Origin of the sequence: Pseudogracilibacillus amylolyticus (SeqCode) (assembly GCF_051918545.1) — a bacterium.
Classification (GTDB): Bacteria; Bacillota; Bacilli; order Bacillales; family Amphibacillaceae; genus Pseudogracilibacillus.
In genome coordinates this window covers 1-26,620 of record NZ_JBPPZG010000005.1, presented here as the reverse complement: position 1 = coordinate 26,620, position 26,620 = coordinate 1, and the positions used below count along the sequence as shown (strand labels likewise).

The window sequence follows — 26,620 nt, the reverse complement described above, 5'->3', positions numbered from 1 at the left end:
GAAAAAATTATTGATAGAACAATATTTATAAAACTCCAAAAAAACAAATAAATTAGCAATTAATTTTACTGGATTAAATTCTTTTCTAATATCCATATAATTCATCCTTCCTTTATAAATGAAAGAATGACTACCAGTTATTGATAGTCATTTCTTATAGATATTTTTCTTCTGCATAAGCTACTTCTGATTTATTGACAGTCTCTAATGCGCCATCCCATTCTTCAAAGAGGTTTTCAATTGTGATTTTTCCAGAACGACCATACATATCTTTCATTAAACATTGACCTTGATACATACTATCCAGCATTTCTATATTTTCTTCTGTTTCTTCCATGTTCATCCACTTTAATATATCGGGTCTTTCATTTTCTTCATCAAAGGCAAAAGCGACACCAAAGTTCCCTGTTTCATTTTCTTCTTCTCGAATCGCATCTTTCGTACTTTGACTAATAAAATATAAAGCATTATTAAAACTTCTTCCGATACGTTTCATTGATTTTTCTACTTTCTTTCCTTGCTGGCTGGCAGTAATCATCCATGCTTCATCAATGAATACTGCTGTATTTTCTTCTTTATCCCTCGTACCAAACAATTCATAAAACTTTCCTAAAGCCATCATAATAGCATTTGATTTCATTTGACTACTTGTATAAGTCTCAATCGGGTCAGTGGCTCTAGGTAAATCAATATTTTCAATTTCAATAATAGAAATTCTATCCTCTAATGATAGAGATTCATTTGAACCATCATGCACTATCAATTTTAATATACTGTCTGCAATACGCTCATATAACAAATCACCAGCATCTTTTATTGATGTTATATTACTTTTCTGCATAAGTTCTATAACTTGCATTGAACCTACTTGTTCGCCCTTTTGCCTACGATCTGTAACTTTATTAATTGCTTGTAAGAAAGCCTTATGAACATCATCTTTTCCCGAAAAATCGTATATTTGAGAAAAAATATCTTCTAATAATTCCTTAGCTGCTGATTTTTTTAAAAACGTTATCGGGTCTAATGCTCCCCAATTTTCTGGCTGTTCATGGTCTAACGTAATAAATTTAAACATTTTTAAATGTTCGACAAATAACGGATAATCACGTTTGATGATACTGTCATTTTTGACTTTCTCTATCCATTTACGAAATTCTTTTTTCGGGTCTATATAAAGCGCACTAACATTTAAGAAAGTCATAAAATTAAATAATAATTTTGCTAAATAAGATTTTCCGTTGCCAGTATCACCAGTAATCAAAACATGTGGTGAACGCTTCTTACTTCCTTTAATATTTTGATTCGCTAGGAATGGATGATGCAAAATAGGATGCCGACTTGTTCTTTTCGCACTTTCTAAAGAATCATGTTCATTGAATCTATCCACCCATCCAATGAAGAAACCAATCTTATTTCCTAAATCACTATTTACAGCAAAGAAATTTTCCGCTACACCGTCTTGGGTCGTTTTTTGCAACCAACTACGTGAAGTAATATCTAACTTTTCACCGGGTAGAAAACGATAAAACAAGTCTAACTGATCGGCAACAGGAACATGGCATCTAGTATTTAACTGTTTAAAAAAACTCTTTACTTGCCTTGCTTTTACTAGACATTCCTTTTTACTTTTTCCAGTTACTGTTATCCCAGCAAGCCAGTTATGCAGGTACGTATCACTATCTTTTAAATCATTTTGTAAATTCCTTACGAGTTTACTGCTATCTGTTAAACTGTCATCAATATCCCCTTCACTAACAGCCTGTTCATTTGCAGCTTCATTCAATTCTCTCCCCTTAATATTCATATTCATTTTAGTTTTCGACTTTGACTCTACCTGTCCTTTTATATTAACTTCCACTTCAAATGGTAAAGATTGCGCTTCAAAAAACAAATCACTTTCAGCCATATTGTGTGGTAATTCGTCTACCACAACAAAGGATATAAAACCCTCATCTTGTTCTGATTCTATTTTTAATGATGCTGTATAACTAGGATTAATTTTAGTATTTGTAATAGCGCCTACTGTACTACCTTCCATTTCTTCTGCTACGTCATGATGTAAGCCCCTTATAAAATCATAACGATTTATATAAATCAATTCATGCTCTTCTAAACGCTCCCCATTCACATTAGAAACAGAAGTCAATACTGTTTCTTCCAACTCCTTAAATTGATTAAAAAAAGAGACAGGAACATTTTGTTCCCATCCCAATACATTAACGACTTTATCTGTCACCGTTGCAAATACATTATAGGCATTTTCCTTTATATCAGCATCTAATCTAATCATATCGTTCTTTAACTTTATTCCAACAATGAAATCATTTTTAGTTAATTTACCCAATCGAGCATTTAATATATTTTGTGTTTCGTGCAGATAATATAATCCAACATCTTCACTATCATTCGATAATTGATAACTTAAATCATTCAAACGGTCTTTCAACCTTAAATCTTGAGGATACATTTTTAAGTGATAATCTTCATATTTTGTTATATCCTCAAAAAATCTTTTCCAGTCCTTTTTATATCGCTCTACTATTTTTTTGTTTTGACTTGGTATCGACTTGCTCTTGATGCGATAATATGCCCACACGTCGCCCTCTCTCGTTAACAGCATATTGTTTCTTATTGTCTTTACTGCTGGTTTCACTTTTACCATGCTTATCGCTCACCACCTGTACACATTTTTTAAAAGTAATTTTTTTATCATCTGCAAAAGCTACACGCCTGTCATTTATAAACTGCTTATTCGGCAATTTAATTGTTATAAAAAACTTGATTAAATCGTACACAAAGATATAAATATTCTTTCCTTCTGGCTCAATTTTTTTAAACAGTGTTGCCATTAATAATGGAATTCCAAGAAGGAATATCACCCATGTTTTCTCAAAAGCATACGGATAAATATCCCTAATTTTATTTCCGACATATAATGTTATTACAAAAAACAATATAAAATTGACCGCAAATATTAACTCAATAGGAAAAGGAAGATAAACGCCAGGCGCTATCTCCCTAAGTTGTTTTGGCTCTCTAAGGGCTTTACGATAGTTAAACACAACTCTCATAATTACTATCCCTTTCTTAAAGTAAGTCTAGTAATGCTTCAAACCAACCGAATACAGTTTCTGTATTTCTGATTGCATAATACGCAAAACCACCAATTGCTAAAGCAAGAACAATTTGCCCGATTTTTAGTTTAAAAACAAATTTTGTTAATACGAAAATAACACCAAAGATAACTACCTGTTCGATAATGTCCTGTAACCAATTAAACCCTTGTGTTGGGTCTGGTAAATCAGCAGTAGCAATTAATAAATCAGTTAAAATATTCATTTATATTCCTCCAATTATTTATATTTAAATTCATCAACATAAAAATTACTTCCATCTTTCGAAATAGACATTTCAACATCATTTACCTGTTGGATGCCCGATATTTCATCTTTGAAGTTAACTTTTATCAACACTTTATAGGTTTCTTTATCTTGATAGATCACCACATCTTGAATTTCTTCAAATAAAAAAGAACCGTTCAATGTTTCCGGTTCTTCCATTAAATATGACATTTCTTCCACAGTTTCTGTCGTGTATTTCTCAAAGAAATTATTTAGAAATATCATGATATTCTCTTTTTCATTGCCATCATATTCTTCCAAATCTATTGATTCTGTCTCATACTCAATGTTCCCAGCCAAAGAAGGAACATCTGTAAAGTAAGGTACAGAAGATATGCTAAATAAACCATCTTCAACAACAATAGGAATATTTAATAACAATGTTTGTTGTTCTTCCTCTACTTCCGTTTCTACTTTCTTGTTTTTTCCTCTACCTGTTTCCACCTCTGTTTCTAGCTTATTAGTAAAAACAACTTTATACTGATAAACCGTATTTGATTGACTTTCCTCTATATTAAATAGAGTAAAAGATTCCAGATTTCTTGTTCCTTCTCCTTCTGGAGAATACATGTCATTTTTTTCATTATTAAATTCATCATTAAATACCATGTATTCTTGTAAATTACTTGCTCTTTCTTGCCTTCCATCACTATCTTTTGGCACATTCATATACACCCTAATAAATGATTGGTCTTATGTCAAGAAAACGGACAAGTTAAATGTAGAAATTTCATAGTTTAACTTCTGACATGACAGAGTCACCTTAAACGAAACACGTCATCATGATATTTACAAGAAGGTCATGTCCTTCCAGGTCCACCACCCTTGACCTTGTTTGTGTCCATGGTAGTGTTCTTGTGGCGGATAGGAAAAATTCAGCCTTTAGGGCTCTCCATCCGCACAGTCAGCGTACCATGGACAATCACTTCTAAGTTCCGCTGTTGGGGCCCCGACCCCTAACAGCGATCACTAAGAAGTGGCACGGCAGTCAAGGGCAAGCAGCTCCGCTGTGGTTATGATGCTAGAACTATGCATGGCCCACTTCCTTAACAGCAATCATTTAACTCGCGAAATTAGCCTCGAAGTCAAATGGCGATTTCATTCCGCAATATCCATGAATCCTAATGGTGTTGTAAAATGCTTCTATATACTCAAATATCAGTTCGTGACCGTGTTTCAGATTTTTAATAACAAATCGATTAAGCCATTCGCGTTTTATTAATGCGTGAAATGATTCTATACATGCATTATCCCAAGGAGTAGCTTTTTTGGAATAACTATGTATATACGGACCTGCTGGTGTCGCTTCAATATAGCTTTTAGATACAAACTGGCATCCACGATCACTATGGATAATAATTGGTTGACTCAACTCACGGCTTGCCTTTGCTTTCTCAACGGCCTTAATGACGCGTTCTGTGGCTAAACTATCTGAAACATGCCAGCCTATAATTTTCCTTGAAAAAAGATCCATAACACTGGTAAGATAGATAAAGCCTTCCAAGGTATGCACGTACGTTATATCCGTAACCCAGACAGTATTGGGTGTTGCTGGCTTAAAGTCTCTATCCAGAATGTTTTTAAGCTTGATATCAAAATCGGGATCAATGGTTGTCCTAATGTAAGGACGAACCCAAATAGCTTTAATGCCTTCCTCACGCATATAGTTGCCAACAGTCTTTTCAGATATGACATGGCCTCTGGACTGCAGGATGGACGTTATTTTCGGCGCGCCATAAATCTGGTAAGATTCATTATATATCTTTACGATTTCTTTCTTAATTGCTTGCTTTCTTTTTTCTTGCCCTGAAGCTTCACGGTTTTTCCAACTGTAATACCCTGATGATGAAACGCCTAATATTTTGAGCACACTGTTAACAGAAACCCTGCGTTTCCCGGCTACTTGATTAGTTGCTGTATAAATATGTTCTGTTATTTGCTCAGTATGCCCATAGCCTTTTTTAAAATTTCCAACGCATCCTGTGAATCACGTAATTCTTTTTTTAAACGTGCGATTTCTTTATCCGCATCAGAACTGTAATTGCCCGATCCCCTATGATCAACAATACCATTGTTTTTCTTAGCTGCTGCCACCCACTTTCCCAATGTAGATTCACCAATTTTCAAATCGGCTGCCGCTTTCTCAAGGCTCTTACCTGATGAAAAATAATAATTGACAGCGTCCTGCTTAAACTCTCCATCGAATTGCTTTTTATTTCTTGTCATATGATAATTCCCCCTAGTTTAATTATATTATACTAAACTAGGAAATCTCTCTATTTAGGTTGTCCGATTATTATTCTAGCACTAGATAACATCAAATTGATGCTACCTTCTTTAATGAATTCAAATATCAACCTTTAAATTCTTTCATACAAATGAATCATTTCCTTAGCCATATGCTTGATTGTTTCAGTGCTCATCAATTGGTCTTCCGCATGCATAAATAACAAGGAAAATGGAACTCCTTCGCCTTTTGCCTCTTTTTGAATTAGATTGGCATGCAATTTATGGGCTTCAGTAAAATATTCATTAGCTTCATTAAATTTATTTTCTACTTGCTCAAAATTTCCTTCTCTTGCTTCTTGCAACGCTTCTATAATAAGCGATCTTGCTGTACCTGCATTACTGATAATTTGAAAACAGATAGATTCCATTTCATCCATATGAATCGCCTCATTTCTCATTTGCCAATTTCTCTGCGAATGCCAAGACTGCTGGTCCGTCATTCATGCCATAATCTACTGGACTAATAACATCCACAGGAACACCGTGTGGAGCAGCCAATTTCTCTGCCTCCTTCTTCCAAAAACGCATTTGTGGTCCAATCAACACTACATCTGCGTCCGGGATATGGTTACTTGCTTCAGCTTCAGCAACTGCCCATATTTTATAATCCTTACCTTTTTCCTGAGCAGATTTCTCCATTTTTGTAACCAGCAAACTTGTCGACATTCCTGCACTACACACCAATAATATGTTCATTACTTAAATCCCCTTTCAATTTTGACAGTTTATGAATAATTTAATTATACACCAAACTCCTGTTTCAATATAAATGTTGTTCCTCCGTAAATATAATCAAGTAATGGGATGTCGGCTTGCACGATATGTCCAATCACATTTACTTTTGGATCTTCATCCAAGTCTTTTAAGGCAATATGAATTTCACCGGCATATCTGCCATATTTTTCGTTATCAATGGTGATAGCACCCTTTTGACGTCTGACTGTATTCTTTGGAATTAACATGCTCTTACTATGAAGGTCAACCCGGGAACCCTCTATTCGAATAACATCTCGCGCCGGATCTAAACGATTACTTTTTTTACCTTCCAAATAATTGTAAAAGTCATCAAAAGTCGGCTCATTTACTTTTGTAAAGCGTAATGAAATATACCCTTTAGTTAACAATTTGAATGTAGAAAGTGTTTTATCAGTAATTGATGGGTCTCCGATAAAAACAAAATCTGTCAGACAGTTTTCTGTCAAATCCAAATATGCATTTACTGGATTCTCATAACGATGTTCCTCTAAAGTTGGCAGTCCTTGATATAACGGTTGACGTTTCTCATCATCACCGGGAACAAAAGCTAAGGTGTTAATGTTGTATTGCTTAAGCAACTTATTTTTTTTAATTAGATATTTTCTTGATAATCCCGTTTCGGGACGCGGATAAAAATTATGAGCAGCTATTGTATTTTCGGTGTTCAAGCCTAGACGAATCAGTTCCTGCAAAAATTTTACTGTCAAGGTACTTGCATTTAAGAAAACTTTTAGCCGGCTGGATAAGTCTACAATTTCCTCACCACTAAATCCATAGTCTACTCTAATACCGGTTACACCCCATCCAGATAATTGTTCAACGTCCTTTACATCTAACCCAATATGTTGAAAGGAATCTGGAGAAATATCAACTATTAGATCCATATCGTTTTTTTGTGCTTGACTGCCCAGGTCTAGCAATAACTCTTTGTAGTGTGCTGGTTCTTCTTCCGGGATATGGAGCGATGTAAAAATGGCAGAAAACCCGTTTTTAGCAGCCTTTCCAATCCACTTTTGATTAAATTCTTTTTTCTCTCTGGACAAATAGACAGAAATACCGGTCATATTGATACCCCTTATTCATGCAAATATTCTTGAGTTCTTGTAGCAATCATATATGCCTTGGAAAGCTTTTGGTTTCCCACTTCTACTGCTCTAATCGTTGCCATCGTCCGGTAGTAATCCTGATATGGCACATTTGCCTCGTTTGCACGGAACAATTCGTAATGTGAAACGGCTTCAAACCATTGGTCGAATGTTTCTTCGATATTAATATATACTTGTGGAATAAATCCATTTAGGTCCTCACAATTCTCACCATAATAAACATAGTCCACTTTATGTGGTTCCTGTCCTGTATTAATCTCTGCATTTGCAGCCATCTTCACTGCTTCCAAAACAGCGTCGTGGGTCGTCACATGGCGGGGATGAAGACTTCCTCTCCAATGAGTAATGACTATATCTGGTTTTTCTTCCCTTAATAATTTACAAAGGTCCATTTGTATTGTCTCTTGAGAAGGTAATTGACCAGCAACATACCCCATCCAAATAGATTCCGCACCCATTGTTTCAGCAACTTTTGGCATCTCTATTTCGAGCTGTTTCCCGTATTCCTCCGGGGTTTTTTTCTTATTCCCTCGCTCTCCCCTCGTAATGTGGACGAATGAGGCTTTGTGTCCTTCTTTTGTATATTTTATGGCAACGGGTCCCCCCATTAACTCTGCATCCAATGCATGTGCGCCGATTGACATAACGTGGTGTATCATTCTCTTGTCCTCCTTGTTGATTAAGCGATCTCGCTGAAAATAATAGAAGCACTGTTTCTTACGCTTTAAATTTTTTCATTGTCGCATGACGTTTCATAACCCGCATCCCAGCCCGGTCATAAAACCGTTGTGCATCATTATCTGTCCATGCAAGCCATACATGATAGATTCCACGACTATACATATCCATTAACATTTCATAAAACAATACACTACCTATCTTCTTGCCTCGTAGTTTTTCCGATACGCCAAACGGACCAAAGTGCCCTTCTAGGTCGTCAATAGCACGCTGACAGTATCCAACGATGTTATCATTCCTATCTATAGCCAATAAGATTCTTTCCTCCCCTTTGAATTTCTGCAGGGTTTCTCGGACATTTCTAACCCATCCACCAGGGAAATTTTCCTTCAAGAACTGTAGTAATGGTAAGGTATAATTTTTGGTGAATGGAATTATCCGAATACCATGTTCGCTTGCCAAGTTCTCTTTTATCTCCAAAATCTTATCAGGGATAACAAAATTGTATAGCACCATATCCATTCCAACCGCTTCACCTAACACTTCATATCCCAGTTTTTCAAAGAATGGTATGGAATTTCCGTATGCATCTTTATCGGGACCCGGGAAAAAATAGTTTGGACTATACGCCCCAAGTGTAATATTGGTTTTTTCTAATCTGTTAAATTTTTCTTCCAAGTTTTTGACCAACTTGGTTCCAATCCCCCGACCTTGATAATCAGGATGTACAAACATAACTGGAATCCATGCACGTTCAGGTTCCATTCCTCTTTCTTCATATGGATATTTACGGACCATTCCCAAGCAATAGCCAACAATTTTTCCATTGCTATTGTCCTGGGCAACTAAACAGAGATCCGATTCAAAATTTGGATCAAGCAAAATTTTTGCATGAAACATTTCCGTACTTACAGGATCCTTAAATAAACATTTATTCCATGTCTCGATGACCTCTTCTTCATCAAAGTACTTATATGGTCTTATTGTCACCTCTGTCATTTCATTCACCTTTCCAATCATTTGTTATTTTCTGTTTCACTTTGTTCTTTCAATGTCTGACGTTCCAAAATTCTATAGAATGGCAGCCAAATAAAGAACATAATCACATAGTTCAACGTTGACAATATAGCTGCTGCCCAACTACCGCCCGTACCTAAGTATGCACCAATAGGCCCAGGGGTTGTCCATGGTAATAGAATATATGGCGCCGGAACCAATCCGGAGGCAATCACCAAATAACTAAATACGAAAATAACCAAGTATCCAAATACCCATGGAATGAATAATATCGGATTCAAAATAATCGGCAGTCCAAATATTACTGGCTCAGCGATATTAAATAGTGATGGTGCTACAGCCAATTTTCCTAAGGTTTTATATCGCTTCACACTGGACATTAGCATTAAAACAATCAATGGCAATGGACTAACACGAACAAAGTAATTCAGAAATTGCTCACTGGCAATTTGCGGTATTACATTACCAGCCTCAGCAGCAGCTTGGTTTTGACCAAGCATGTCGAGCCAAATCGGTTGCATAACAGATGTAACTACATTTGTACCATGTATACCAACAAACCATAACAGTCGATCCAAAAACACACCAATAAACTGAGCTATAAAACTTGCGCCACCGGCTACAATCGGTTTGAAACCAGCCATAATCAAACCTACAATATCCAAATTTAACGGATAACGTATAATCCACCAAAGTGTGACTGTTACAAAGATGGGAATCAGAGAAGTAAACGCATTTGCCACCATTGGTGGGACGCCTTCAGGCATTTTCATTACGATATTTTTTTTAACCAACAAACGGTAAATTTCTATACTAATAATCCCAACGATTATCGCAGCAAACATACCAGTACTTCCTAAATTATCTGCAGGCAAGTAGGCACCTATTTTATCATTTGTTCCTATTGGAAATAACATTAGAAAACTAAACAAGCTGATAATTGCTCCGGAAAAAGGATCCACTTTATCATCGTATTGCTTGTAATACCCTGATAAATAAAAACCTATTCCCAGGGACAATCCTATGGATAACAGTCCCATCGTTGCACTATTTCCTGCCCAGAAATAAGAACTGATGGGTTCAATCAGCTTTTGCCAGGCCGGTATTGGAAAAGAGGCCAGCAGGACAAAAAACGAAGCAATAATAATAATAGGCATTAATGTAATAAAAGCTTTTTGAATAGAATCAAGATATCTGTTTTTGGATATCTTGATCAATGGCGGAGCTATCTTATTTTCCACGACATTCGTCAGTCGATCCATCATTGACATTATTTTCACGCCCTTCTCTAAATTATTATTATAATGTTTTATGAACAAACCCTTTAGCCTTGTCGAGTTTTTGAATGGCTTCTTCATAGGTGGCACTAGTCAACAACATGATAATAGCAACTTTAGGCTTCTTTTGAGCTTTATCCAGATATTCTTCCGCTATTTTGTAATCACATGAAGTCGCTTCCATAATAATTGACTTTGACCTTTCTTCCAGCTTTTTATTAGTTGGTTTTAGGTCAACCATTAAGTTACCATACGTTTTTCCAATACCTATCATTGAAGCTGTAGATAACATATTACAAATCATTTTTTGAGCAGTTCCTGCCTTTAACCTTGTTGAACCAGTTAAAACTTCAGGTCCGCAATCAACCTCAATGGCTACTTTAGCTACTTCCCCAATTTCTGAATGAAGGTTACAACTGATCGCAACTGTTTCAGCTCCAATTGAATTTGCGTAATTAAGTCCACCTATTACATAAGGTGTGCGGCCGCTTGCAGCAATTCCAACAACGACATCCCTTTTATTCAATGAAATAGATTCCAAATCTTTTTCGCCATATTCTATATTATCTTCAGCGCCCTCAACTGCTTTCACAAAAGCCATTTTACCACCAGCGATTAGGCCTAAGACCTGTTCCGAATCTGTTCCAAAAGTAGGCGGACATTCCACTGCATCGAGTAAACCAATTCTACCGCTTGTACCCGCGCCAATATATATTAACCTTCCACCTGATCTCAGTGCTGTAGTAAGAACTTCCACTGCTTTTATTATATTTGGGATCTGTTCGCGTACGGTAGAAGCCACTTTTGCATCTTCACTATTCATCGCTCTCAAAAATTGCTCAATTGACATATTGTCAAGATCCATGGTGAGTTCATTTCTTTTCTCTGTTGTTAAATCCTTTAGCATTATATCCCTCCCTTGTAATCGCATTCTTAATCGCTTACAAACATATTATAATACTATTGAAATTCAATTTCAATATTAAAACTAAATTTATAAAATATTTTTTTAAACAAATCCAAAACTGCAGGTGCCCGCCAAAATGCTATTTTTACCGTATATTTATTATCTACTCCTTTGGGAACTTCAAAAGTTCAGATCCAATTCAGATGAAAAATACCCCCCTTAAAATGTCAAGGAGGGATTATTATAAAATTAGCATGAACAATATCTATTTTTCAGTACCGCAAAATTTTGTTTCATAGAAATGTTTGAAACGAATGGTTCCCTACGTGATTGTTTTAAGTGAATCGGACAATAACAGTGTTATCACCGGCCGATATTTATCTTGGGTAAATACGCTAAATGTTTGATGACCTTTTGTGGCCCGAATCTCTTATACCAACTATTCAAAGTATTAGCCCGAACGTTTCACATCAATTTATAGAGAAGATTGCCATTCCTTTAGTAATAAATCGGCATCGTTTTTAAGAACATCATATGCCTTCTCGGAAATCTTTCCTTCTTTATTTTGGTGGGCAAGTAAGGTCTTGAAACCATCCATATGTTTGATCACTTTATCTGTTTTCATTTCACTTTCATAATGTCTAACAGATTTTAAATGGGTTTCTAACAAGTGTGCGGCTTTATCATTTTTAATTTCCCCATTTTTTTCAAGCTGCTTGACATGCCCTTCTATATCCTGCACCATAAGATCGGAGTTTAAATACACTCCAAACTCCCATAGTGAAAATGCATCGGGTGTCCATTGTGAACTTCCTGCCTCGGCACCGGTTTTTGCGGGCCGTTCCTTCATAGAAATTCGCACATAACGGGCATTGGCAATTGTTTGTAATTCAACGATTTCAGTTGGTTGCGGTGAGTCTTTCACCGTTTTTGCATCGGTTTGATCTCCAATTTTTGTCCAATTCTCCCCATCATTTGACACTTCCATATTATACTTTGTTGCTGGGTATTCCCAATTTAATTTAATTTGATTGAAATTAAGCTTTTGGCCCAAATCTACCTGGAACCATTCATTTTTATTTTGAAAAATTCTCGATGCCCAACGTGTTTCAGTATTTCCATCTATCGCTTTATCTGCCTCGAAATCATGTGTATTGTAATATTTTGTATCGGTTTTTAGTGCATCGGAGGAACTCTTTGCCGTTTTATTCAAGGCCAGATTGGCTTTTTGATCTAGTTTGGTATCACTGTTTCTTCCCGGTATTTTTAGCGATACCACAGAATAAGCAGGAATGGTTTGTTCTGTTTTTTGTCCGATGCCTTTAATGGACTGCTTACGTAATCCGTAATCATAAACATGATCAGCATTTGTTGGACCGTCCAATATCCAAGCTTCCGCATCCCCTCTAGGCTTGAAATTTCCCAATTTAAGGTCTACCTTCGTATCCTTGTCAGGAGATTTGTTGATCATCATGACATACAGATCTTTTCCATCCTTGCTCGTACTAGTATATGTTGATAAATTTTTCGCATCTTGCGTTTTGTTTTCGACCAATTCCTTACCAAAATGTTGATTAAACATGACAAATGGATAGTAAGCAACGTAAGGTTTCATCTCAGGGCTAAAGATCCCAAAATCTCCTTGCCCAGGTGGATAAGGGTTCATTAATGCCCAGTATGCAGCCGCATCTACCTGTTCAGTAGCAAATGTTCCCAGCATGTCAGCTGTCCACAGTCCGGATGGCAGCGAGTTAACGCTCCAATCTTTTGGTCCACTTGCTACAGTGCTGTACGAGCCAATCTGATAATCTACATTTTTATCCGGATAAACATCTGTTACCCAGCCTTTTAATGTCTTTAGCTGATCTTGGACCTTGTTCGGAAGTTTTAATAAATCCTCATAAAACTTTTCTTTATTATCCGCTGATGGAGAACCTTCGAGAATATGAATGGAATAGACATCAATCATGTCCCCAACCTCATCAATCACTTGTTTTGTAAAATCAGGATCATACATACTGACATTTGCTACAATTTTAATGTTTGGGTCTGCCTCCTTCATTTTTGGAACGAAGGTTTTCATTTTTTCAATGAAATCCGATGCGCTCATCAAGAGATAAGGTTCGTCTACAACCTCCCAATATTTAACGTTTTCCCCTTTTTCCTTATTCACATACCTCACCCAATCCGCAGCCAATTTCGGGGAGGCTTTATAGTTAACAGTGATTTTCTTTTTCGCATTAAGTTTATTGGCCATGTCAAGAAATTGATCGGTATCAATCTCTCCGGGTAAGTTCATGTCATCCCACTTGAAGGAGGCACTGTAATTTCCACCCGGATAAACCAAATATCCAAAGCCGGCTTCTTTTGCCATCTTTAAAAAATTCGGTCGAAGCGAACCGTTTTGATAAAGTGTTTCATTCCATGCCGGAATGTGCATACCAAAAATTTTCGGATCAATATCCCCTATTTTCTTTTTCGCGTTGATTTTGATTTGCCCTTTTTCCCCATTGTTGGAAGCCTGTTTGGATCCACTGGAATGATCCGATTTCCCCGCGGAAAACCCATCGGAAAAATCAAACCCTACCAATGAGATAACAAGTAATACTGACATCATGGCATATAACGCATATTTTACTTTCTTCTTCACGATAGAATTCCTCCCTCTCTTTATCGAAATAAAAGATTTACTCCAATATGCTGTCTCTTCATCAAATTTACGTTTGGACTCAATAGAACTTCTTCATTTGTTCAAAAGAACACGATGACTTTGAATTTTCTTTGCTTGCGGTTTAACATACAACGGTCAACACAAGGTTATTCTGACTTTTGTTTAATACCAAGTACCCAATTCACCAGTCACCCATGGGAAAACTATAATCTTTGACAGGATTGACAATCTTTTTTCAAACTAGGAAATTCTCAACATTAACACCCCCTTTTCCTATAAGATTGTCTTGAATAGCGATAACTGAACAAATCAGTTTATGATAACCCCCTATCGAATACCAAATTTGCTACGGCTGGTACACGGTTAAAATGCAAACGTTTTGTATGTAACACTTTCTGCTTGTCTATCAAAGGAATAAACATGGATTACCGATTGTTGTTGAGGCCTGGTATGAAAGCCCTTTCTAAATAGAACATAAAATAATTCATCCCACTTTTGAGCCCGTCAACAATACCAGTTTTCGGGGACAATGATTGAATGAAGCATTCCTGTTATATTCTCTTATAACTACTTTAATCTTCAAAACTTTTAATAATCCCGCTTAAAACAAAGTATAATAAACTTTATTTCATTAGTCAACATAAAATAGGAAATTTTATTTCAAAAAATAAAATACCAATTTCATCCTGACATCAATCCTTGTAACTTCTTTTACATAGATATCAAGTTTACTCGCTTATGGGTTCTGTTAATCTTACAATCAATTTGTGACCCATGAGTTAAACCCTCCCCCGCCGCAGCATTATGAAACACTTTCCTTAGCCCCGTTAAAGAAACTCTCTCATAATGCACCCTTGTTGGTCATAATACCTTAAACAGAGACGAATCTTGATCCATCAAGATACTTTTAAATCCTGCGAATCTAACGTTTGTAGTATTTCATAGCAGCCATCCGAAATATCCTTATCCTTTTTCAAGAATTTCTCTTCGAAGAACTAACGGCCTTTCGTGTCCTCTCCAATTTCCCAATCACTTCCTGATAACGTTCACTGGCAATGCCTATGTACAAGATGTCAATGATACTCAACATAGATATCCGTGAACTCATTGCCCCGCTACGGATGCTGTTTTCGAGGGAACTGGCATACAATGTGATATCGGAAAGTTTTGATACAGGGTTGTCACCGAATTTTGTCAGTGAAATCACGCTAGCACCGTTTTCTTTGGCCAGGGATAAGGAACGGATGATATCTTCGGTTTGTCCTGAGTTGGATACACCCAACACAACATCTTGATCAGTCAGATTGGCACTGATCGTCGCCTGTTCATTAAAGCCGAACCCTGCCTCACACCAGCGCCCAATCCTCGCTAATTTCTGGCGAAAGTCTTCAGCTATGACGGCGGATGCCCCGATTCCGTATACGGCAATCTTTCTTGCTATCCGTAAATTTTTTATCGCCTTTTCTATTTCTTTTTCGGATAGTACAGATAAGGTGTCTTTGATTGATTGGATGTTATTATGGGAAACGGAACGAATAAGTGAATGAATCGATCCGTCCACAACGATCTCTCTATAAGAATCCTGTGGATCAGCCTCATTGTTAAGGTCATAGGCAATGCGCAGTTTTAAATCCTGAAACCCTTTGCATTTCATTGTGCGAGAAAATCGAACGATTGTGGCTTCACTAACATCTGTCAATGAAGCCAATTTCTGTACCGAACAATTGATGACTTTCTCTGGGTGTTGCAAAATGTATTCTGCCACTTTGCGTTCCGAAGGTTTCAAATGGGGAAGTGATTGTTGGATACTGACAAATCCACCTTGTAGCATAAGAGTTCCTCAATTCTTTTATAATGTCATATATGTAATGATTATTTAAGAGTATAGTAAATTTCATAATAAACGTCAACATAGCTAGTATCCTATTGAATAGCGATATGGCACAATTTTTTTGGATAGTTATAACGCTGTCTGTTATGGAATAGGGTATCCTATTTCACCTTAACCATGGTTTCATTTCCTTTTAAGGGTTCTCTTTGATCCGAGAACGCATCACCTGTGCAATGTCGCAAACCCCTTATCCCCCTTCTCTAATGAAATAATAAAAAAACCCTTGATAAGTAAATTAACACTTCACTTATCAAGGGATTACTTATTTTATGGCAATATATATTTAATCTTTAACAATAATTACTGCGGAATATCCATTAGCCCTAACGCAACTAAGATATTCGCAATAATACCTACTGCAATTGCACCAATAGGACCTACAGCCATACGGACTAACGGTCGGCCGGCAGCTTCATTTAATAGATAGAAACCCGCGATAATGAAGAAACCAAATCCAGGAGCAATCAAGTTAGAAGCGTTTGCTCCTCCAATTAATAACGCAACTTCAAGTAATTTTGTCATTGCACTACGGATGTTTTCACCTGAGTTACGAACCCCAGGGTATTTATCCAGGAATTTAGCAATGACACTTAGCAACATAACTTCACCAAAGATAACAACAGCACCAATGATTACTGCTAACCAAACATTTGGAGAGAATAAACCAACAACGAAAATGAGCGTAAATCCAACTGGGCTATACACACCAGTTGCAATTGCTGTACTTGCAACTAACGGAATAAAGCCAATTGCCCTCGCTATTGATGTAATACCTGCATCTGTTTGTTTACCCTCAGCTAATAGGTTAAGAGAAATTGGGTCCCCAGCCATTAATAATAGGTTAGTGGCACCTGCAATCAATGCACCGACTATCATAAAGAAAATAACGTTTTTCTTAATTTTATTCACTTTATCACTGAAAACAGCCGCCAAGTCGACAGATGATCCTTCCTCTGCTTTTTCCTTCATAGCAAATCCAAATAAGAAGATCATACCAACAATTAAAGCCATACCTTCTTGGTTCAACGAAATCGTATTACCACCAATATGCAATAAACCTTCTGTATTCACAAAAACTGCAAGCTGTCTAACAATTGCTGCAACCGCAAACGTTAGAATACCTTTTTTAATACCAAACTGCATTGCTACTGCTAAGGCAGGGAATGCCATAAATGTAACAACAACCGGAGTTCCAACCTCTCCAAGTGGATCCAGGAAATTAACAGGTAAATGTTCAAATAGCTTCACGAAACCATCAAGGCCAGCAATTAAGCCCCAACCATACAGGCCACCAATTATCGCAGCAACAGGTGTACCCCATTTATTTTTAGGTACAACTAATCCGATGATATCTGTTCCTAATAATATACTATGAATGAGAATAATACTTGCTGATAATGTGAATGGAATACCAAATCCAATAACCAGTCCAAAACTCATTGCAAACGCAGTTAAGGCTAGCTCCCTGCGTTTTAAACTTCCTTCAATATGTTCTGAGACGATTGGTCGAAGTCCGTCATTAAATACGGCAATATTTCTATTTGCCAAAACAGCGGCCACCGCACCAATTAGTACTACAAATAAAGTTTCCATCTCTTAGTTTCCCCTTTTCTTAGGCGTTGTTCTTGATTGCATTCAAAATCATTGGAACTGCTACATCAACATGGTCACCCGTAAAACCAAATGCCTTTTTACCTGCTTTAACAGCTTCTATCACATTCTCTTCTTTCGGTTTCTTTCCTGGCATGGATACAGTTTCACATTGATTTCTACCAATCATCGCAATAGCCATTGCTAAGGCTCCTCCACCGCCAGTATGACATGCACCAACGTAATAATCTGCTTGCCCTGTTTTGATAGCCATAGCCGCCTCCAAGTCAGAATTAACAACGGTTTCAATAGAAGGATCAAGCCCCTTTATTAGTTTTTCAATTTCCTTTTTCTCCACCTGTCCACCAATAACAATCTTCATTATATTTCCTCCTCATAAATTAGAATTTAAAACAGTTGTATAATGCATATATAAATACTCTTTTTCAGCTTGTGGCAGAGGTTTCCCCCACAATTTCTCAATAGATGTAACTTGCTCCTTCGCTAATTGGAAATGCTCTGACTCTTCTACCTCACGCATAATAGCAGCTGTTGGTGCCTCAACCTCATCACCGGTTTCCAATCTTGTTAGTGCCAACGGTAAATGTGTAAACAGCAATTCTGCATGATCTATATCCGTTTTATTGGTTAAATCGATAAACCGTTCAAAGGTTTTTAATGCCACATCATGGGATTCATTCGTGATAACTTCTTGATCAAGTAGTATTTGTAATCGTTGGTTAAATTCTTCCAAGTTCACCTATATCCCTCCAGTTACACGTTTAACGCTGTATATAACATCTTAGAATCTCACAACTTCCATCATTGACTTGTTCAAAACGATAATCCCGTAAACTTCTGTTCGTTTTCTACAAAATACCTTCTCCATACTTCTGGTAGTTTGATAGATTCCTCCAGCTGCTTCACTAAATCAAATGCCATTTCACAATGTTCTGTTCCCGCTTTAGCTACTACAACCAATCCGCTTGCAAGTGTGTTGGTCGGGATGGTAATAGCTGTTGCCTTACTCATATTAGCGGATCTAATAAGGAATTTCCCATGGTTTTTACTAATATCCCGTCCTACCTTTCCAAACTGTTCAGGAATGGTTTCCCCATAACCATAGACATCAACAGGCCCTTCACGGGTAACGATTAAATCAAATTCATCTTTATGAAAACATGTATCTATAAGTTCCATTCCTTTCTTACGGTTCCCGATCCCGGTCATATCTACTTCTTCAAAATGGTATGGCTTACAATCAATTAAAGCCAAATGATTCATGACCCTATCATGCATATCATACCCATCTGGAGTGATCACTGATCCTTTCTCTGGAATGGCAACATGAATCATTTTTCTTGGCGTAGAAGAAAGTTTTTGATCCAACAAATTCTCCATTACCTTTTTCAATACGGATATATGTTTTGCAATAACACCAACACTGCCAGTAAACGCCATTTGATCGGTAGAAACCTTTTTATTTTTAACAAATAATCCCGTTCCAGCACCGATGATAGACGGTAATTGGCAGCTCATGGCAGGAGCAAGGACTGAACCACCTCCATCCGTACCGATTGCAAAATCATTTAATCCCTTCAAGATGTTTACCGGTCCGCCACTAGTTGAACCTGTCATGATTCGATACGTTAGGGGATTGATCAAGTCAGTATCGATTGCCCTTCCCTTATTTGAAGACTTATCTATTGTTAACCAAGCGAAATCAGGATGGTTTCTTAAGCGAGCAATTAGTTCATCCGGAATTTGATTTGTATCTTTTATTCCAAAACTTAACATTTGGGCATTCTTATCCATTACTTCATCGTTTAGCTTCGGATTCACTCCTATGACCGATTTACCCAGCTCCCTAGACGCTAGCTTTATTTTCTCATCCATGATTGACATAGGTGGACTCATCTCCAATTCCTATCAATATCGCTTTATACAAAATATCGTATATTGTAATTATAACGGTTTCATATATTTTTTCAATATCATAATTTAAATCTTTCATTCACTTTTAATAATTTTCTTTGTTCCACAATGCCTTTTACAATGAATTCATGAAACATTAGAGTCGTATGAAAAGTATTATCGAATCAATTTGCCGGTGGAATCGTATATACCCAAAAGTTCTGGATCTTTATCTAAATTACGAATAACCGCTAAATGGGCATTGGTCACGAAAATTTGTGTACGGAACGCATATATGACCGTATCACCAACAGTTACCTCATCAGTATCCAATGTCCCATAATAATCGATGTTTGTCGGATCATTTTTAATCACTGGAACCCTTTTGAGATCGCCTTTATCGGAAGCGACTAGTGCACCTTCCATCCGGGATCTTGGATAAAATCCACCGCCAAAAACATATGCCTTATTTTCATAAAGGTGGGCTACTTCTGAAACGTAGACCATCGCTGGTTTCTCAGGATAATCCCCAGATGCGTGTAAAGGTGTTGTACCTGTTAATGCATGCCCCGGTTCACCTTGCGTTGCGCCATTTTCCCTTAACAGCTTCATTGTCGTAGTTGAAGTTGCACTAGGCATGTTCATCTCCAGGTTTTGATATCCTTTATTCTCTAACAACTTTCTGGCTTTCTGCATAGAGGTTACATTTGGAGTTATGTTTGCTTGCCCATCTCCAATTAATACACAGGGAAAGCTAGTTAGTCCGGCAATTTCAACTCCACAAAGCTGCATGAAATAATCAATTTCCTGATCTAATTTTTTTAATGTGAAGCCACCTTTTTGCCCATCATAGATATAATCCTCGTTCTCTGCTATTCTTAAAAATATTTTTTGCTTTTTCCCCATATCCATGGCAACATCACTTATATTTTGTGCGTTCTCATAGCTAAATACAGTTACATATTCTGGTTCCAAATCTAATAGTTTTCGAATCATATGCTTTGGTATCTGCACAAGATGACCAACATGCCCGATTTTAATGCCATGCTTATGAAGTGTTAATGCTTCCCAAGGGTCAACAGCAACTGCTTTTTCAATTCCAGCTTCCACAATAGTCCTGGCAACTAACGCATTGCGACCAATCTGCTTCGTCATAAAAAATAGTTCAATATCCTGTTTTTTGGCTTCTCTTGCCAAAGCCTGGGCATTTTTTTGAACCATATCCAAGTCAATTACATAAGTGTCAGGAGAAATGAGCCCTTTTTGATGGAGCTGAATGGAGACATCAATTAAGTTTCTGTTATGTTTTAATGTAGCGTCTAAAAACATTCTCTTTCTCCTTTCTATTTTCTCTGTATTAAAGGAAGAAATGAAGTACCATTTTCGGGTTTATTAAGTTCCAAAAAGTCCGCCCCTGTAGCAGCGATATCTGAAAGTGTCTTCCTTTCTCCTAAATTAATCGATGTAATATTTTTTTGATAAGCAAGCAAATAGGTTTTTTCCCTTGTATGCTGATTGTGTCCAATGGTTGGATCATTTCCATGATCAGCACTCATGATGAGAAGATCCTCGTCAGTCATTTTTTCTAATATGGACGGCAGATAATGGTCGACTAGTTCAATTCGATTGGCATAACGCTTTGCATCTTGCGCGTGTCCTGCTAAATCTGTTTCTTGTACTGTCGCAGCAATAACGCCATGTTGTACATGATCCATTTCACTAATGATGTCTTTCATTACTTTTTCAGTATCAACACCAGGGAATTTTCTAGCTTCTTCACAAAAAATGACGTCCTGCATTTTTCCAACAAGTGACACCTCAAGTCCTGCATTTTTAGCAATGGTAGGTAACTGACAATCCGGTGTAATGCCGAAGCCAAGATGACGTACCTGGTAACCTTGCTTGTATACGTTTGATTTAGGTGAGTTAACTCCAACCAAACCATCTTCTCTTCTTTCTACTGATGCCTGTAAATGCGTTGGCGTCACATTTTCACCACCAAGTGCGATAACACGATTTACTTTTACATGAGCCCGTACAACTTGACCGATTTTTAGAACCTCTTCAAATGTAATATAATCCAGCGGGGCACTTACATTATAAATTTGACCATAATCTGTTTCGATGTTATCTGCAACGATAACAAGATTATTTACCAATAGATAAGGCAAGTTCTCATCAGGTATCTTAACCTTATAGCCTGCTTCTTCCAGGGCTGCCTTCACTTCTTTCATATTATCAATAAATGGTGCCAAGTAGGTTTTCTTTGGTTTATTTCCCATGATTTCATTATGGCCCTCAAAGCTATCTGCACCGTGATGCATTAAATTTAAACAGCCATAGCTAGCAAGCGGGTTCTCACTCGTTTGTAATGTTGCATGATCACTCGTTTGTAATGTTGCATGATGAATAATCTTATTAATTCCAAGCCTTTCAAATGTTGGAATGTGTAGGGATGGAACTGTATCGATAATGTGGCGGAATGTGTTTGCACCTACATCTTGCGGGTGGTAATCTTTTGCATCCTCCATATATCCAGCACCCAAGCTGTCCAAAATTAAAATGATTACTCTTCTACTCATGATGTTCCTCCTATATAAAACCTATCTATTTACTTGTGCAATAGCCGAAGAAAGAATCCGAATAATCGTATCTGTACCACTACGCAGTGGATTGATTCGTATCATTGTCTTCTCAAGCCCCGGGTCGGCAGCTAGAAATGTTCCCGATACGCGATAAAACATTGGCACAAATTCATACTTGGATTCTGCCCCTACCGGGTTAGGCGCGGCACCAAGTTTTAAGGCATGTTTCAAAACCTTCTCCGCAATTGGTTCCGTCAATTCTACTAATAAAACTTTCGACTGGGCATTGGCTAAAAAGGCCTTCTTCACCCCTGCAACTTCTCCATTATTTAACCGCTCAACCAGTTGTTCATTCACATTAGCTTGGATAGCCAGCATGACCGGGGCATAAATCAATCCTCTTAGTGCTTCCAACGCCTCATATCCTTGTACCTGACTGCCACCCGAATAATTATACTTCTCAATCTGCTCAATGAGTTCATTTCTTCCCAGGATTAATCCGATACCCTCTGGGCCTAATAACTTGAACAATGAAAAAGTAGACAAATCTGCACCAGCCTGTGCACCAATGAATTCGACTTTCATCGCAGCATAATTATCATCCGTAATGATTGGTAGGGAGTCATTTACCGATTTAATTACACGAATTGTCTCCGATAAATCATAGTGATCGTCTATTTTTTGCCGTGTATGCTGGATTAGTGCACCTCTAATGTCTGGGTTTTCCTTCATTATTCGTTTAATAACCTCAACATTGTGGAAGTCCGCATATACCGGAACGACTCCCATAAATTCTAATGTTGTTTTACTCGTTGGATAGATTGGCGCGTCATGAACTAATAGTTTGTCATTTGGTTTTAAAAAGCTCATAAATCCAAAGCGCAATGCACCCGTCCCGGCGCCACGAACTAATTTAGCTCGTTCCACACCGAAAAATTCAGCAAGTACCTCTTCTACCTTCTTTGTATATTGGGGTATGTTTAGCCCTTTTACAACACCCAAGTCTCCAAGTGATAAGATTTCATCTCCTCGGAAATACTTTGTGATAATATCTACTAAGGTGAACTGTCTAGCTTGTGCTTCTTCCAGTGAGATACCTTTAAGCGGAGCTGTTTCCATGTCATCACCTTACCCCTTCATAAATGTGATTGGGTTTTTTACTAGCAATTTATCAATTGATTCATCTGTGAGGCCATTTTGTTCCAAAAGAGGAATAAAATGATCCAACAAATAGGAATAGCCTAATCCGTCCTGATATTCAAGATGGGATTTCCTTGTAATATCCATGGAAAGAAATACGTTGTCAATATAGCCTAAGTCTTGAATTTTTTTCAAAATATCAGCGCGTACTTGATCTGGCATATAATTTTCCTTACCAATGGTATCGAACTCCACATAAGCACCTTCTTTTATCATATGGATAATATAGTCAGCATCTCCGGTTAAATCAACATGCCCGATAATGACGCGGTTTAAATCCACACCGTTCTCTTTGAAAAATGCAACCTGCTCATGTCCAAGTGTACCTAACGAAGTGTGCGTCGTAATTGGCTTACCCGTTTCCTTATGGGCCAGCACAACCGCATCAAATACCTTTCGCTCAGTTTCCGTCCACTTATTATGACTTGTGCCAATTTCACCAATAATTTCCGCCTTCACATCAGTTCCTTTTATACCTTCATTTATCTCACGTACCATGCGTGCAGCCAGTTCTTCTTTTGTCTCCCGAAAAACTTGGATTGGATAAAATTTATCCTGGTAAAATCCCGTCGCGCACACGATGTTGATGCTGCTTTCCTCTGCAACCTTCTGAACATACGGGATGTTCCTTCCCATTCCAAAGTTTGTTACATCAACAACATTCCGTACGCCCTTTGAATATAATTTCTTATATTCCTTCACAGTTTCAGTGAAAACATCTAAGTGACAATCTTCATCATTCTTAACCTCTGACAGATCAATCGTTGTATGCTCATGCATATACGTCATTCCATCAACTAACATGAAATTCCACTCTCTCTTCTGTTTTAATTTCGTACAAGAAGCTCCTTTAACATGAAAGCAGTCACTAACTTAACAACTTTTTCTTTCAGTACGGATTAATACCTTGGTATTTTTTCACCAGCTTCAACACGCTCTTGAATTAAAAGAATATCACCTATTGCAACAGATCCCCATTTATCCTCCAATTCTTCCTTACGATCAACATCAATTACAATGACAGCTTCTGAAGTATCTTCAGAGATCTGTTTAGCTGCTGAAGACTGAAAGTCAATAGAATGAAAGGTTTGTATAATGCGTTTATCATCCATGCTCCAAACCGCAGCATCTATTTTTTTTGCATCGAGCATATCAAATAACTGCATATAATTAATATAGACATACTCTACGTCCATTCCTTGAAACTCACTAAAAGTTAATTCCTTTTGGTCCGGGGAATCCATATCAACACCAATTTTCATCCCACTTCGAATGTAGGGGTCCTGTGCATCTGCCAGAAAAATTTTGTGAGCAGATACATAACTATTTGTGCCCAATCTTTTCATAACCATTAAATTGGGGTATTTTATTAAACTGCTTTTCGCTGTCATTTTCGATACAATGGCAAAATCGCTTCGTTTGGTGCGGACGGCTTCAATCCGATTTAACCCGCCACGCATGAAAGATAGGTTAATCGTCTTACCAGCTAGTTCAAATGCTTCTACCATTCCAGTTGCCAATCCCTCGTACTTTCTCGAGTATGGAAGTGGCATGGAACCAATTAATGGTGAAATACCAGCAATTTCTTGTAATAACTCAATATCCTTATCGACCAGGAACGTTCCAAGATGTCCCCGAGCTTCTACCCTTATAGCTTTTAACTCTTCTAGTAATCCAAGGGCAATTTGCACAGTTCCTCTGCCAATAGATAATTTTTTACTATAATCCGCTACACGAGGAATCTTATCCCCAATCTCCAATTCTAATAATTCCTTTGCAATGTTTTTAGCTGTCAATCCATTTTTTGAATATAATTTTTCCCACATAATCGCTCATACCTCAAATCAATATACTATTTTTTGTATATTATAAGCGTTTACATAGGAGAAATCAATGGTTTGATGCGCTCCAATGAATCTAAAATAATTTTTCCGGGTTAAATCGGTTTTCCGGGTCAATGGCATGTTTTATTTTTCGCATTAAGTCTATTTCGACTGAACTTGTCATTTTCTCAAGGTAACCCTTCTTGACGACACCTATTCCATGTTCTGCAGAAGGCAATCCGCCTAATTCGTCTACTTTTTGGTAAAGATCATCTAATAAATCTTTCCTTTTTGCTAGCCATGTAGCTTCATCTAGATCCTCTTTCATTAATACCGTATGGATATTACCATCACCGGCATGTCCAAAGTTTAGCACCCTTAACCCATGCTTTTCCTGTAACTCTTTTGTATAACTAATCATTTCAGCAAATTTATTTATTGGTACAAACCTCTGGTATTTCTTCTTTGATATAAAGGCGATTTTTATCTTGGATAATATCTTGTAGCTTCATGTAACATCCTCCTTGGTTTATGCTAATATATTATTCACTTTCATAAAACAAAATACGATATTTTGTATATTTATATTGTAAATGCTTTCAGTTGGTTTTTCAAGGTGAAAGGTTTAAAATCCGTGCCATCATACTTTCTAAACTAATAACCGTCAAAATTCGGGAAGTGAGAGGATACAAACACGATCGCCGTTCAAGTGTATTCAGCTACAATATCTTCCTTTTGCTTGGACTCTGTACTATACCAAGAGGGCTCATTTTTGTTCAGACCTCAAATTGCTTCATTACGGGAATGCTTTCTTATCTTTTAAAAATAGGGAGGAACCCTTATATTTCCCCTACTTTAATTCCCCTAGCATAGCAAGAGGTTTTCGAAATTATTAATAAATCCCACCTTTAATGCAGATGGGATGAGATGTATACTCTTTTAGATAATTACTGAGGACACAGCATTCCTGCGGTGGTGTGTTGAGTTAACATTAATAGTAGCATTAAATATGTTTTGTTTTTGCTTCATATTTATCATACAAATGCATAAACTTCAAATAGTTTTTCTTTGTTTTTGGGAATATGTTTGTATACATTGCTTTAAATGCCCATGTAACCAAAATTTCAACAGGTAATATGATAAGAGACTTCGGATCCAAAAAGGAAACAATAATCACATATAAAATCACAAGGTACATAATGGACATTATCAATATAAACATACCACTCATAGTTATAAAAGATGATAGTTTTGCTTTTACGATCTTATTCTGTACGTCTTTTTTAAATTGAATATCCTTTTTGATTTCTTGTATAGCTGTTCGAAATGGAGACTGGTCTTATGTCAAGAAAACGGACAAGTTAAATGTAGAAATTTCATAGTTTAACTTCTGACATGACAGAGTCACCTTAAACGAAACACGTCATCATGATATTTACAAGAAGGTCATGTCCTTCCAGGTCCACCACCCTTGACCTTGTTTGTGTCCATGGTAGTGTTCTTGTGGCGGATAGG

At 37.2% G+C, this 26,620-nt stretch carries 26 protein-coding genes; all 26 read right to left on the bottom strand.

Annotated elements, in window-relative coordinates; genetic code table 11:
- Positions 1-154: 154 nt before the first annotated feature.
- A complete protein-coding gene (locus tag ACPYKA_RS01135) occupies positions 155-2,620 on the bottom strand; it encodes an ATP-binding protein (RefSeq protein WP_479540593.1) in 2,466 nt (821 codons plus the stop codon).
- Positions 2,526-3,071 carry a conjugal transfer protein gene (locus tag ACPYKA_RS01130; protein ID WP_479540574.1) on the bottom strand — a complete coding sequence of 182 codons (546 nt, stop codon included), beginning with the start codon at positions 3,069-3,071 and terminating at the stop codon, positions 2,526-2,528. The genes ACPYKA_RS01135 and ACPYKA_RS01130 overlap by 95 nt, the downstream gene beginning before the upstream one ends.
- Positions 3,072-3,087: 16 nt before the next feature.
- A complete protein-coding gene (locus ACPYKA_RS01125) occupies positions 3,088-3,339 on the bottom strand; it encodes a TcpD family membrane protein (RefSeq protein ID WP_479540573.1) in 252 nt (83 codons plus the stop codon).
- 14 nt (positions 3,340-3,353) lie between these two features.
- On the bottom strand, positions 3,354-4,082 hold the full coding sequence (locus ACPYKA_RS01120) for a conjugal transfer protein (protein ID WP_479540592.1): 729 nt from the start codon (positions 4,080-4,082) through the stop codon (positions 3,354-3,356).
- Between the two features lie 379 nt (positions 4,083-4,461).
- Positions 4,462-5,325, bottom strand: a complete 864-nt coding sequence (locus tag ACPYKA_RS01115) for an IS3 family transposase (protein WP_479540591.1) — start codon at positions 5,323-5,325, stop codon at positions 4,462-4,464.
- A gap of 8 nt (positions 5,326-5,333) precedes the next feature.
- On the bottom strand, positions 5,334-5,627 hold the full coding sequence (locus ACPYKA_RS01110) for a transposase (RefSeq protein ID WP_479540572.1): 294 nt from the start codon (positions 5,625-5,627) through the stop codon (positions 5,334-5,336).
- A 134-nt stretch (positions 5,628-5,761) separates the two neighbouring features.
- Entirely contained in the window at positions 5,762-6,088 is a 327-nt protein-coding gene (locus tag ACPYKA_RS01105) for a PTS sugar transporter subunit IIA (protein WP_479540571.1), read from the bottom strand.
- Positions 6,078-6,386, bottom strand: a complete 309-nt coding sequence (locus ACPYKA_RS01100) for a PTS sugar transporter subunit IIB (RefSeq protein WP_479540570.1) — start codon at positions 6,384-6,386, stop codon at positions 6,078-6,080. Before ACPYKA_RS01100 ends, ACPYKA_RS01105 begins: the two co-directional genes overlap by 11 nt.
- A 44-nt stretch (positions 6,387-6,430) precedes the next feature.
- Positions 6,431-7,510, bottom strand: coding sequence for a DUF871 domain-containing protein (locus ACPYKA_RS01095; protein WP_479540569.1), 1,080 nt, complete (start codon positions 7,508-7,510; stop codon positions 6,431-6,433).
- An 11-nt stretch (positions 7,511-7,521) separates the two neighbouring features.
- The gene (locus tag ACPYKA_RS01090) at positions 7,522-8,211 is read right to left on the bottom strand and encodes a PIG-L deacetylase family protein (protein WP_479540568.1); all 690 of its coding nucleotides are present in this window, start codon (positions 8,209-8,211) and stop codon (positions 7,522-7,524) included.
- A 58-nt stretch (positions 8,212-8,269) separates the two neighbouring features.
- Positions 8,270-9,229, bottom strand: a complete 960-nt coding sequence (locus tag ACPYKA_RS01085; protein WP_479540567.1) for a GNAT family N-acetyltransferase — start codon at positions 9,227-9,229, stop codon at positions 8,270-8,272.
- A 17-nt stretch (positions 9,230-9,246) separates the two neighbouring features.
- Positions 9,247-10,518, bottom strand: a complete 1,272-nt coding sequence (locus ACPYKA_RS01080) for a PTS sugar transporter subunit IIC (protein WP_479540566.1) — start codon at positions 10,516-10,518, stop codon at positions 9,247-9,249.
- A gap of 28 nt (positions 10,519-10,546) precedes the next feature.
- The gene (gene murQ / locus ACPYKA_RS01075; protein WP_479540565.1) at positions 10,547-11,431 is read right to left on the bottom strand and encodes an N-acetylmuramic acid 6-phosphate etherase; all 885 of its coding nucleotides are present in this window, start codon (positions 11,429-11,431) and stop codon (positions 10,547-10,549) included.
- 475 nt (positions 11,432-11,906) lie between these two features.
- On the bottom strand, positions 11,907-14,081 hold the full coding sequence (locus ACPYKA_RS01070) for an FIMAH domain-containing protein (RefSeq protein WP_479540564.1): 2,175 nt from the start codon (positions 14,079-14,081) through the stop codon (positions 11,907-11,909).
- Positions 14,082-15,075: 994 nt separating this feature from the next.
- Entirely contained in the window at positions 15,076-15,933 is an 858-nt protein-coding gene (locus ACPYKA_RS01065) for a MurR/RpiR family transcriptional regulator (protein WP_479540563.1), read from the bottom strand.
- A 360-nt stretch (positions 15,934-16,293) separates the two neighbouring features.
- Positions 16,294-17,586 carry a YhfT family protein gene (locus tag ACPYKA_RS01060; protein WP_479540562.1) on the bottom strand — a complete coding sequence of 431 codons (1,293 nt, stop codon included), beginning with the start codon at positions 17,584-17,586 and terminating at the stop codon, positions 16,294-16,296.
- Between the two features lie 19 nt (positions 17,587-17,605).
- Positions 17,606-17,965 carry a DUF2620 domain-containing protein gene (locus ACPYKA_RS01055; RefSeq protein WP_479540561.1) on the bottom strand — a complete coding sequence of 120 codons (360 nt, stop codon included), beginning with the start codon at positions 17,963-17,965 and terminating at the stop codon, positions 17,606-17,608.
- A gap of 12 nt (positions 17,966-17,977) precedes the next feature.
- Entirely contained in the window at positions 17,978-18,343 is a 366-nt protein-coding gene (locus ACPYKA_RS01050) for a PRD domain-containing protein (RefSeq protein WP_479540560.1), read from the bottom strand.
- A gap of 74 nt (positions 18,344-18,417) precedes the next feature.
- The gene (locus ACPYKA_RS01045) at positions 18,418-19,488 is read right to left on the bottom strand and encodes a hypothetical protein (RefSeq protein ID WP_479540559.1); all 1,071 of its coding nucleotides are present in this window, start codon (positions 19,486-19,488) and stop codon (positions 18,418-18,420) included.
- Between the two features lie 186 nt (positions 19,489-19,674).
- On the bottom strand, positions 19,675-20,826 hold the full coding sequence (locus tag ACPYKA_RS01040) for a YhfX family PLP-dependent enzyme (RefSeq protein WP_479540558.1): 1,152 nt from the start codon (positions 20,824-20,826) through the stop codon (positions 19,675-19,677).
- A 14-nt stretch (positions 20,827-20,840) separates the two neighbouring features.
- The gene (locus ACPYKA_RS01035) at positions 20,841-22,079 is read right to left on the bottom strand and encodes a phosphopentomutase (RefSeq protein WP_479540557.1); all 1,239 of its coding nucleotides are present in this window, start codon (positions 22,077-22,079) and stop codon (positions 20,841-20,843) included.
- A gap of 21 nt (positions 22,080-22,100) precedes the next feature.
- Positions 22,101-23,201, bottom strand: a complete 1,101-nt coding sequence (locus tag ACPYKA_RS01030; protein ID WP_479540556.1) for an aminotransferase class V-fold PLP-dependent enzyme — start codon at positions 23,199-23,201, stop codon at positions 22,101-22,103.
- Between the two features lie 9 nt (positions 23,202-23,210).
- Positions 23,211-24,086 carry a phosphotriesterase family protein gene (locus ACPYKA_RS01025; RefSeq protein ID WP_479540555.1) on the bottom strand — a complete coding sequence of 292 codons (876 nt, stop codon included), beginning with the start codon at positions 24,084-24,086 and terminating at the stop codon, positions 23,211-23,213.
- A gap of 95 nt (positions 24,087-24,181) precedes the next feature.
- Complete coding sequence (gene yhfZ / locus ACPYKA_RS01020) at positions 24,182-25,108, bottom strand: GntR family transcriptional regulator YhfZ (RefSeq protein ID WP_479540554.1); 927 nt, start codon at positions 25,106-25,108, stop codon at positions 24,182-24,184.
- Positions 25,109-25,199: 91 nt separating this feature from the next.
- The gene (locus tag ACPYKA_RS01015; RefSeq protein WP_479540590.1) at positions 25,200-25,544 is read right to left on the bottom strand and encodes an FAD-binding oxidoreductase; all 345 of its coding nucleotides are present in this window, start codon (positions 25,542-25,544) and stop codon (positions 25,200-25,202) included.
- A gap of 564 nt (positions 25,545-26,108) precedes the next feature.
- On the bottom strand, positions 26,109-26,318 hold the full coding sequence (locus tag ACPYKA_RS01010; RefSeq protein WP_479540553.1) for a hypothetical protein: 210 nt from the start codon (positions 26,316-26,318) through the stop codon (positions 26,109-26,111).
- Positions 26,319-26,620: the final 302 nt, after the last annotated feature.

Bases quoted from the DNA above. Each gene is read 5' to 3' on its own strand.
- ACPYKA_RS01135 (WP_479540593.1), bottom strand. From the start codon at position 2,620: ATGCTGTTAACGAGAGAGGGCGACGTGTGGGCATATTATCGCATCAAG.
- ACPYKA_RS01130 (WP_479540574.1), bottom strand. From the start codon at position 3,071: ATGAGAGTTGTGTTTAACTATCGTAAAGCCCTTAGAGAGCCAAAACAA.
- ACPYKA_RS01125 (WP_479540573.1), bottom strand. From the start codon at position 3,339: ATGAATATTTTAACTGATTTATTAATTGCTACTGCTGATTTACCAGAC.
- ACPYKA_RS01110 (WP_479540572.1), bottom strand. From the start codon at position 5,627: ATGACAAGAAATAAAAAGCAATTCGATGGAGAGTTTAAGCAGGACGCT.
- ACPYKA_RS01105 (WP_479540571.1), bottom strand. From the start codon at position 6,088: ATGAGAAATGAGGCGATTCATATGGATGAAATGGAATCTATCTGTTTT.
- ACPYKA_RS01100 (WP_479540570.1), bottom strand. From the start codon at position 6,386: ATGAACATATTATTGGTGTGTAGTGCAGGAATGTCGACAAGTTTGCTG.
- ACPYKA_RS01095 (WP_479540569.1), bottom strand. From the start codon at position 7,510: ATGACCGGTATTTCTGTCTATTTGTCCAGAGAGAAAAAAGAATTTAAT.
- ACPYKA_RS01090 (WP_479540568.1), bottom strand. From the start codon at position 8,211: ATGATACACCACGTTATGTCAATCGGCGCACATGCATTGGATGCAGAG.
- ACPYKA_RS01085 (WP_479540567.1), bottom strand. From the start codon at position 9,229: ATGACAGAGGTGACAATAAGACCATATAAGTACTTTGATGAAGAAGAG.
- ACPYKA_RS01080 (WP_479540566.1), bottom strand. From the start codon at position 10,518: ATGTCAATGATGGATCGACTGACGAATGTCGTGGAAAATAAGATAGCT.
- murQ (WP_479540565.1), bottom strand. From the start codon at position 11,431: ATGCTAAAGGATTTAACAACAGAGAAAAGAAATGAACTCACCATGGAT.
- ACPYKA_RS01065 (WP_479540563.1), bottom strand. From the start codon at position 15,933: ATGCTACAAGGTGGATTTGTCAGTATCCAACAATCACTTCCCCATTTG.
- ACPYKA_RS01060 (WP_479540562.1), bottom strand. From the start codon at position 17,586: ATGGAAACTTTATTTGTAGTACTAATTGGTGCGGTGGCCGCTGTTTTG.
- ACPYKA_RS01055 (WP_479540561.1), bottom strand. From the start codon at position 17,965: ATGAAGATTGTTATTGGTGGACAGGTGGAGAAAAAGGAAATTGAAAAA.
- ACPYKA_RS01045 (WP_479540559.1), bottom strand. From the start codon at position 19,488: ATGTCAATCATGGATGAGAAAATAAAGCTAGCGTCTAGGGAGCTGGGT.
- ACPYKA_RS01040 (WP_479540558.1), bottom strand. From the start codon at position 20,826: ATGTTTTTAGACGCTACATTAAAACATAACAGAAACTTAATTGATGTC.
- ACPYKA_RS01035 (WP_479540557.1), bottom strand. From the start codon at position 22,079: ATGAGTAGAAGAGTAATCATTTTAATTTTGGACAGCTTGGGTGCTGGA.
- ACPYKA_RS01030 (WP_479540556.1), bottom strand. From the start codon at position 23,201: ATGGAAACAGCTCCGCTTAAAGGTATCTCACTGGAAGAAGCACAAGCT.
- ACPYKA_RS01025 (WP_479540555.1), bottom strand. From the start codon at position 24,086: ATGTTAGTTGATGGAATGACGTATATGCATGAGCATACAACGATTGAT.
- yhfZ (WP_479540554.1), bottom strand. From the start codon at position 25,108: ATGTGGGAAAAATTATATTCAAAAAATGGATTGACAGCTAAAAACATT.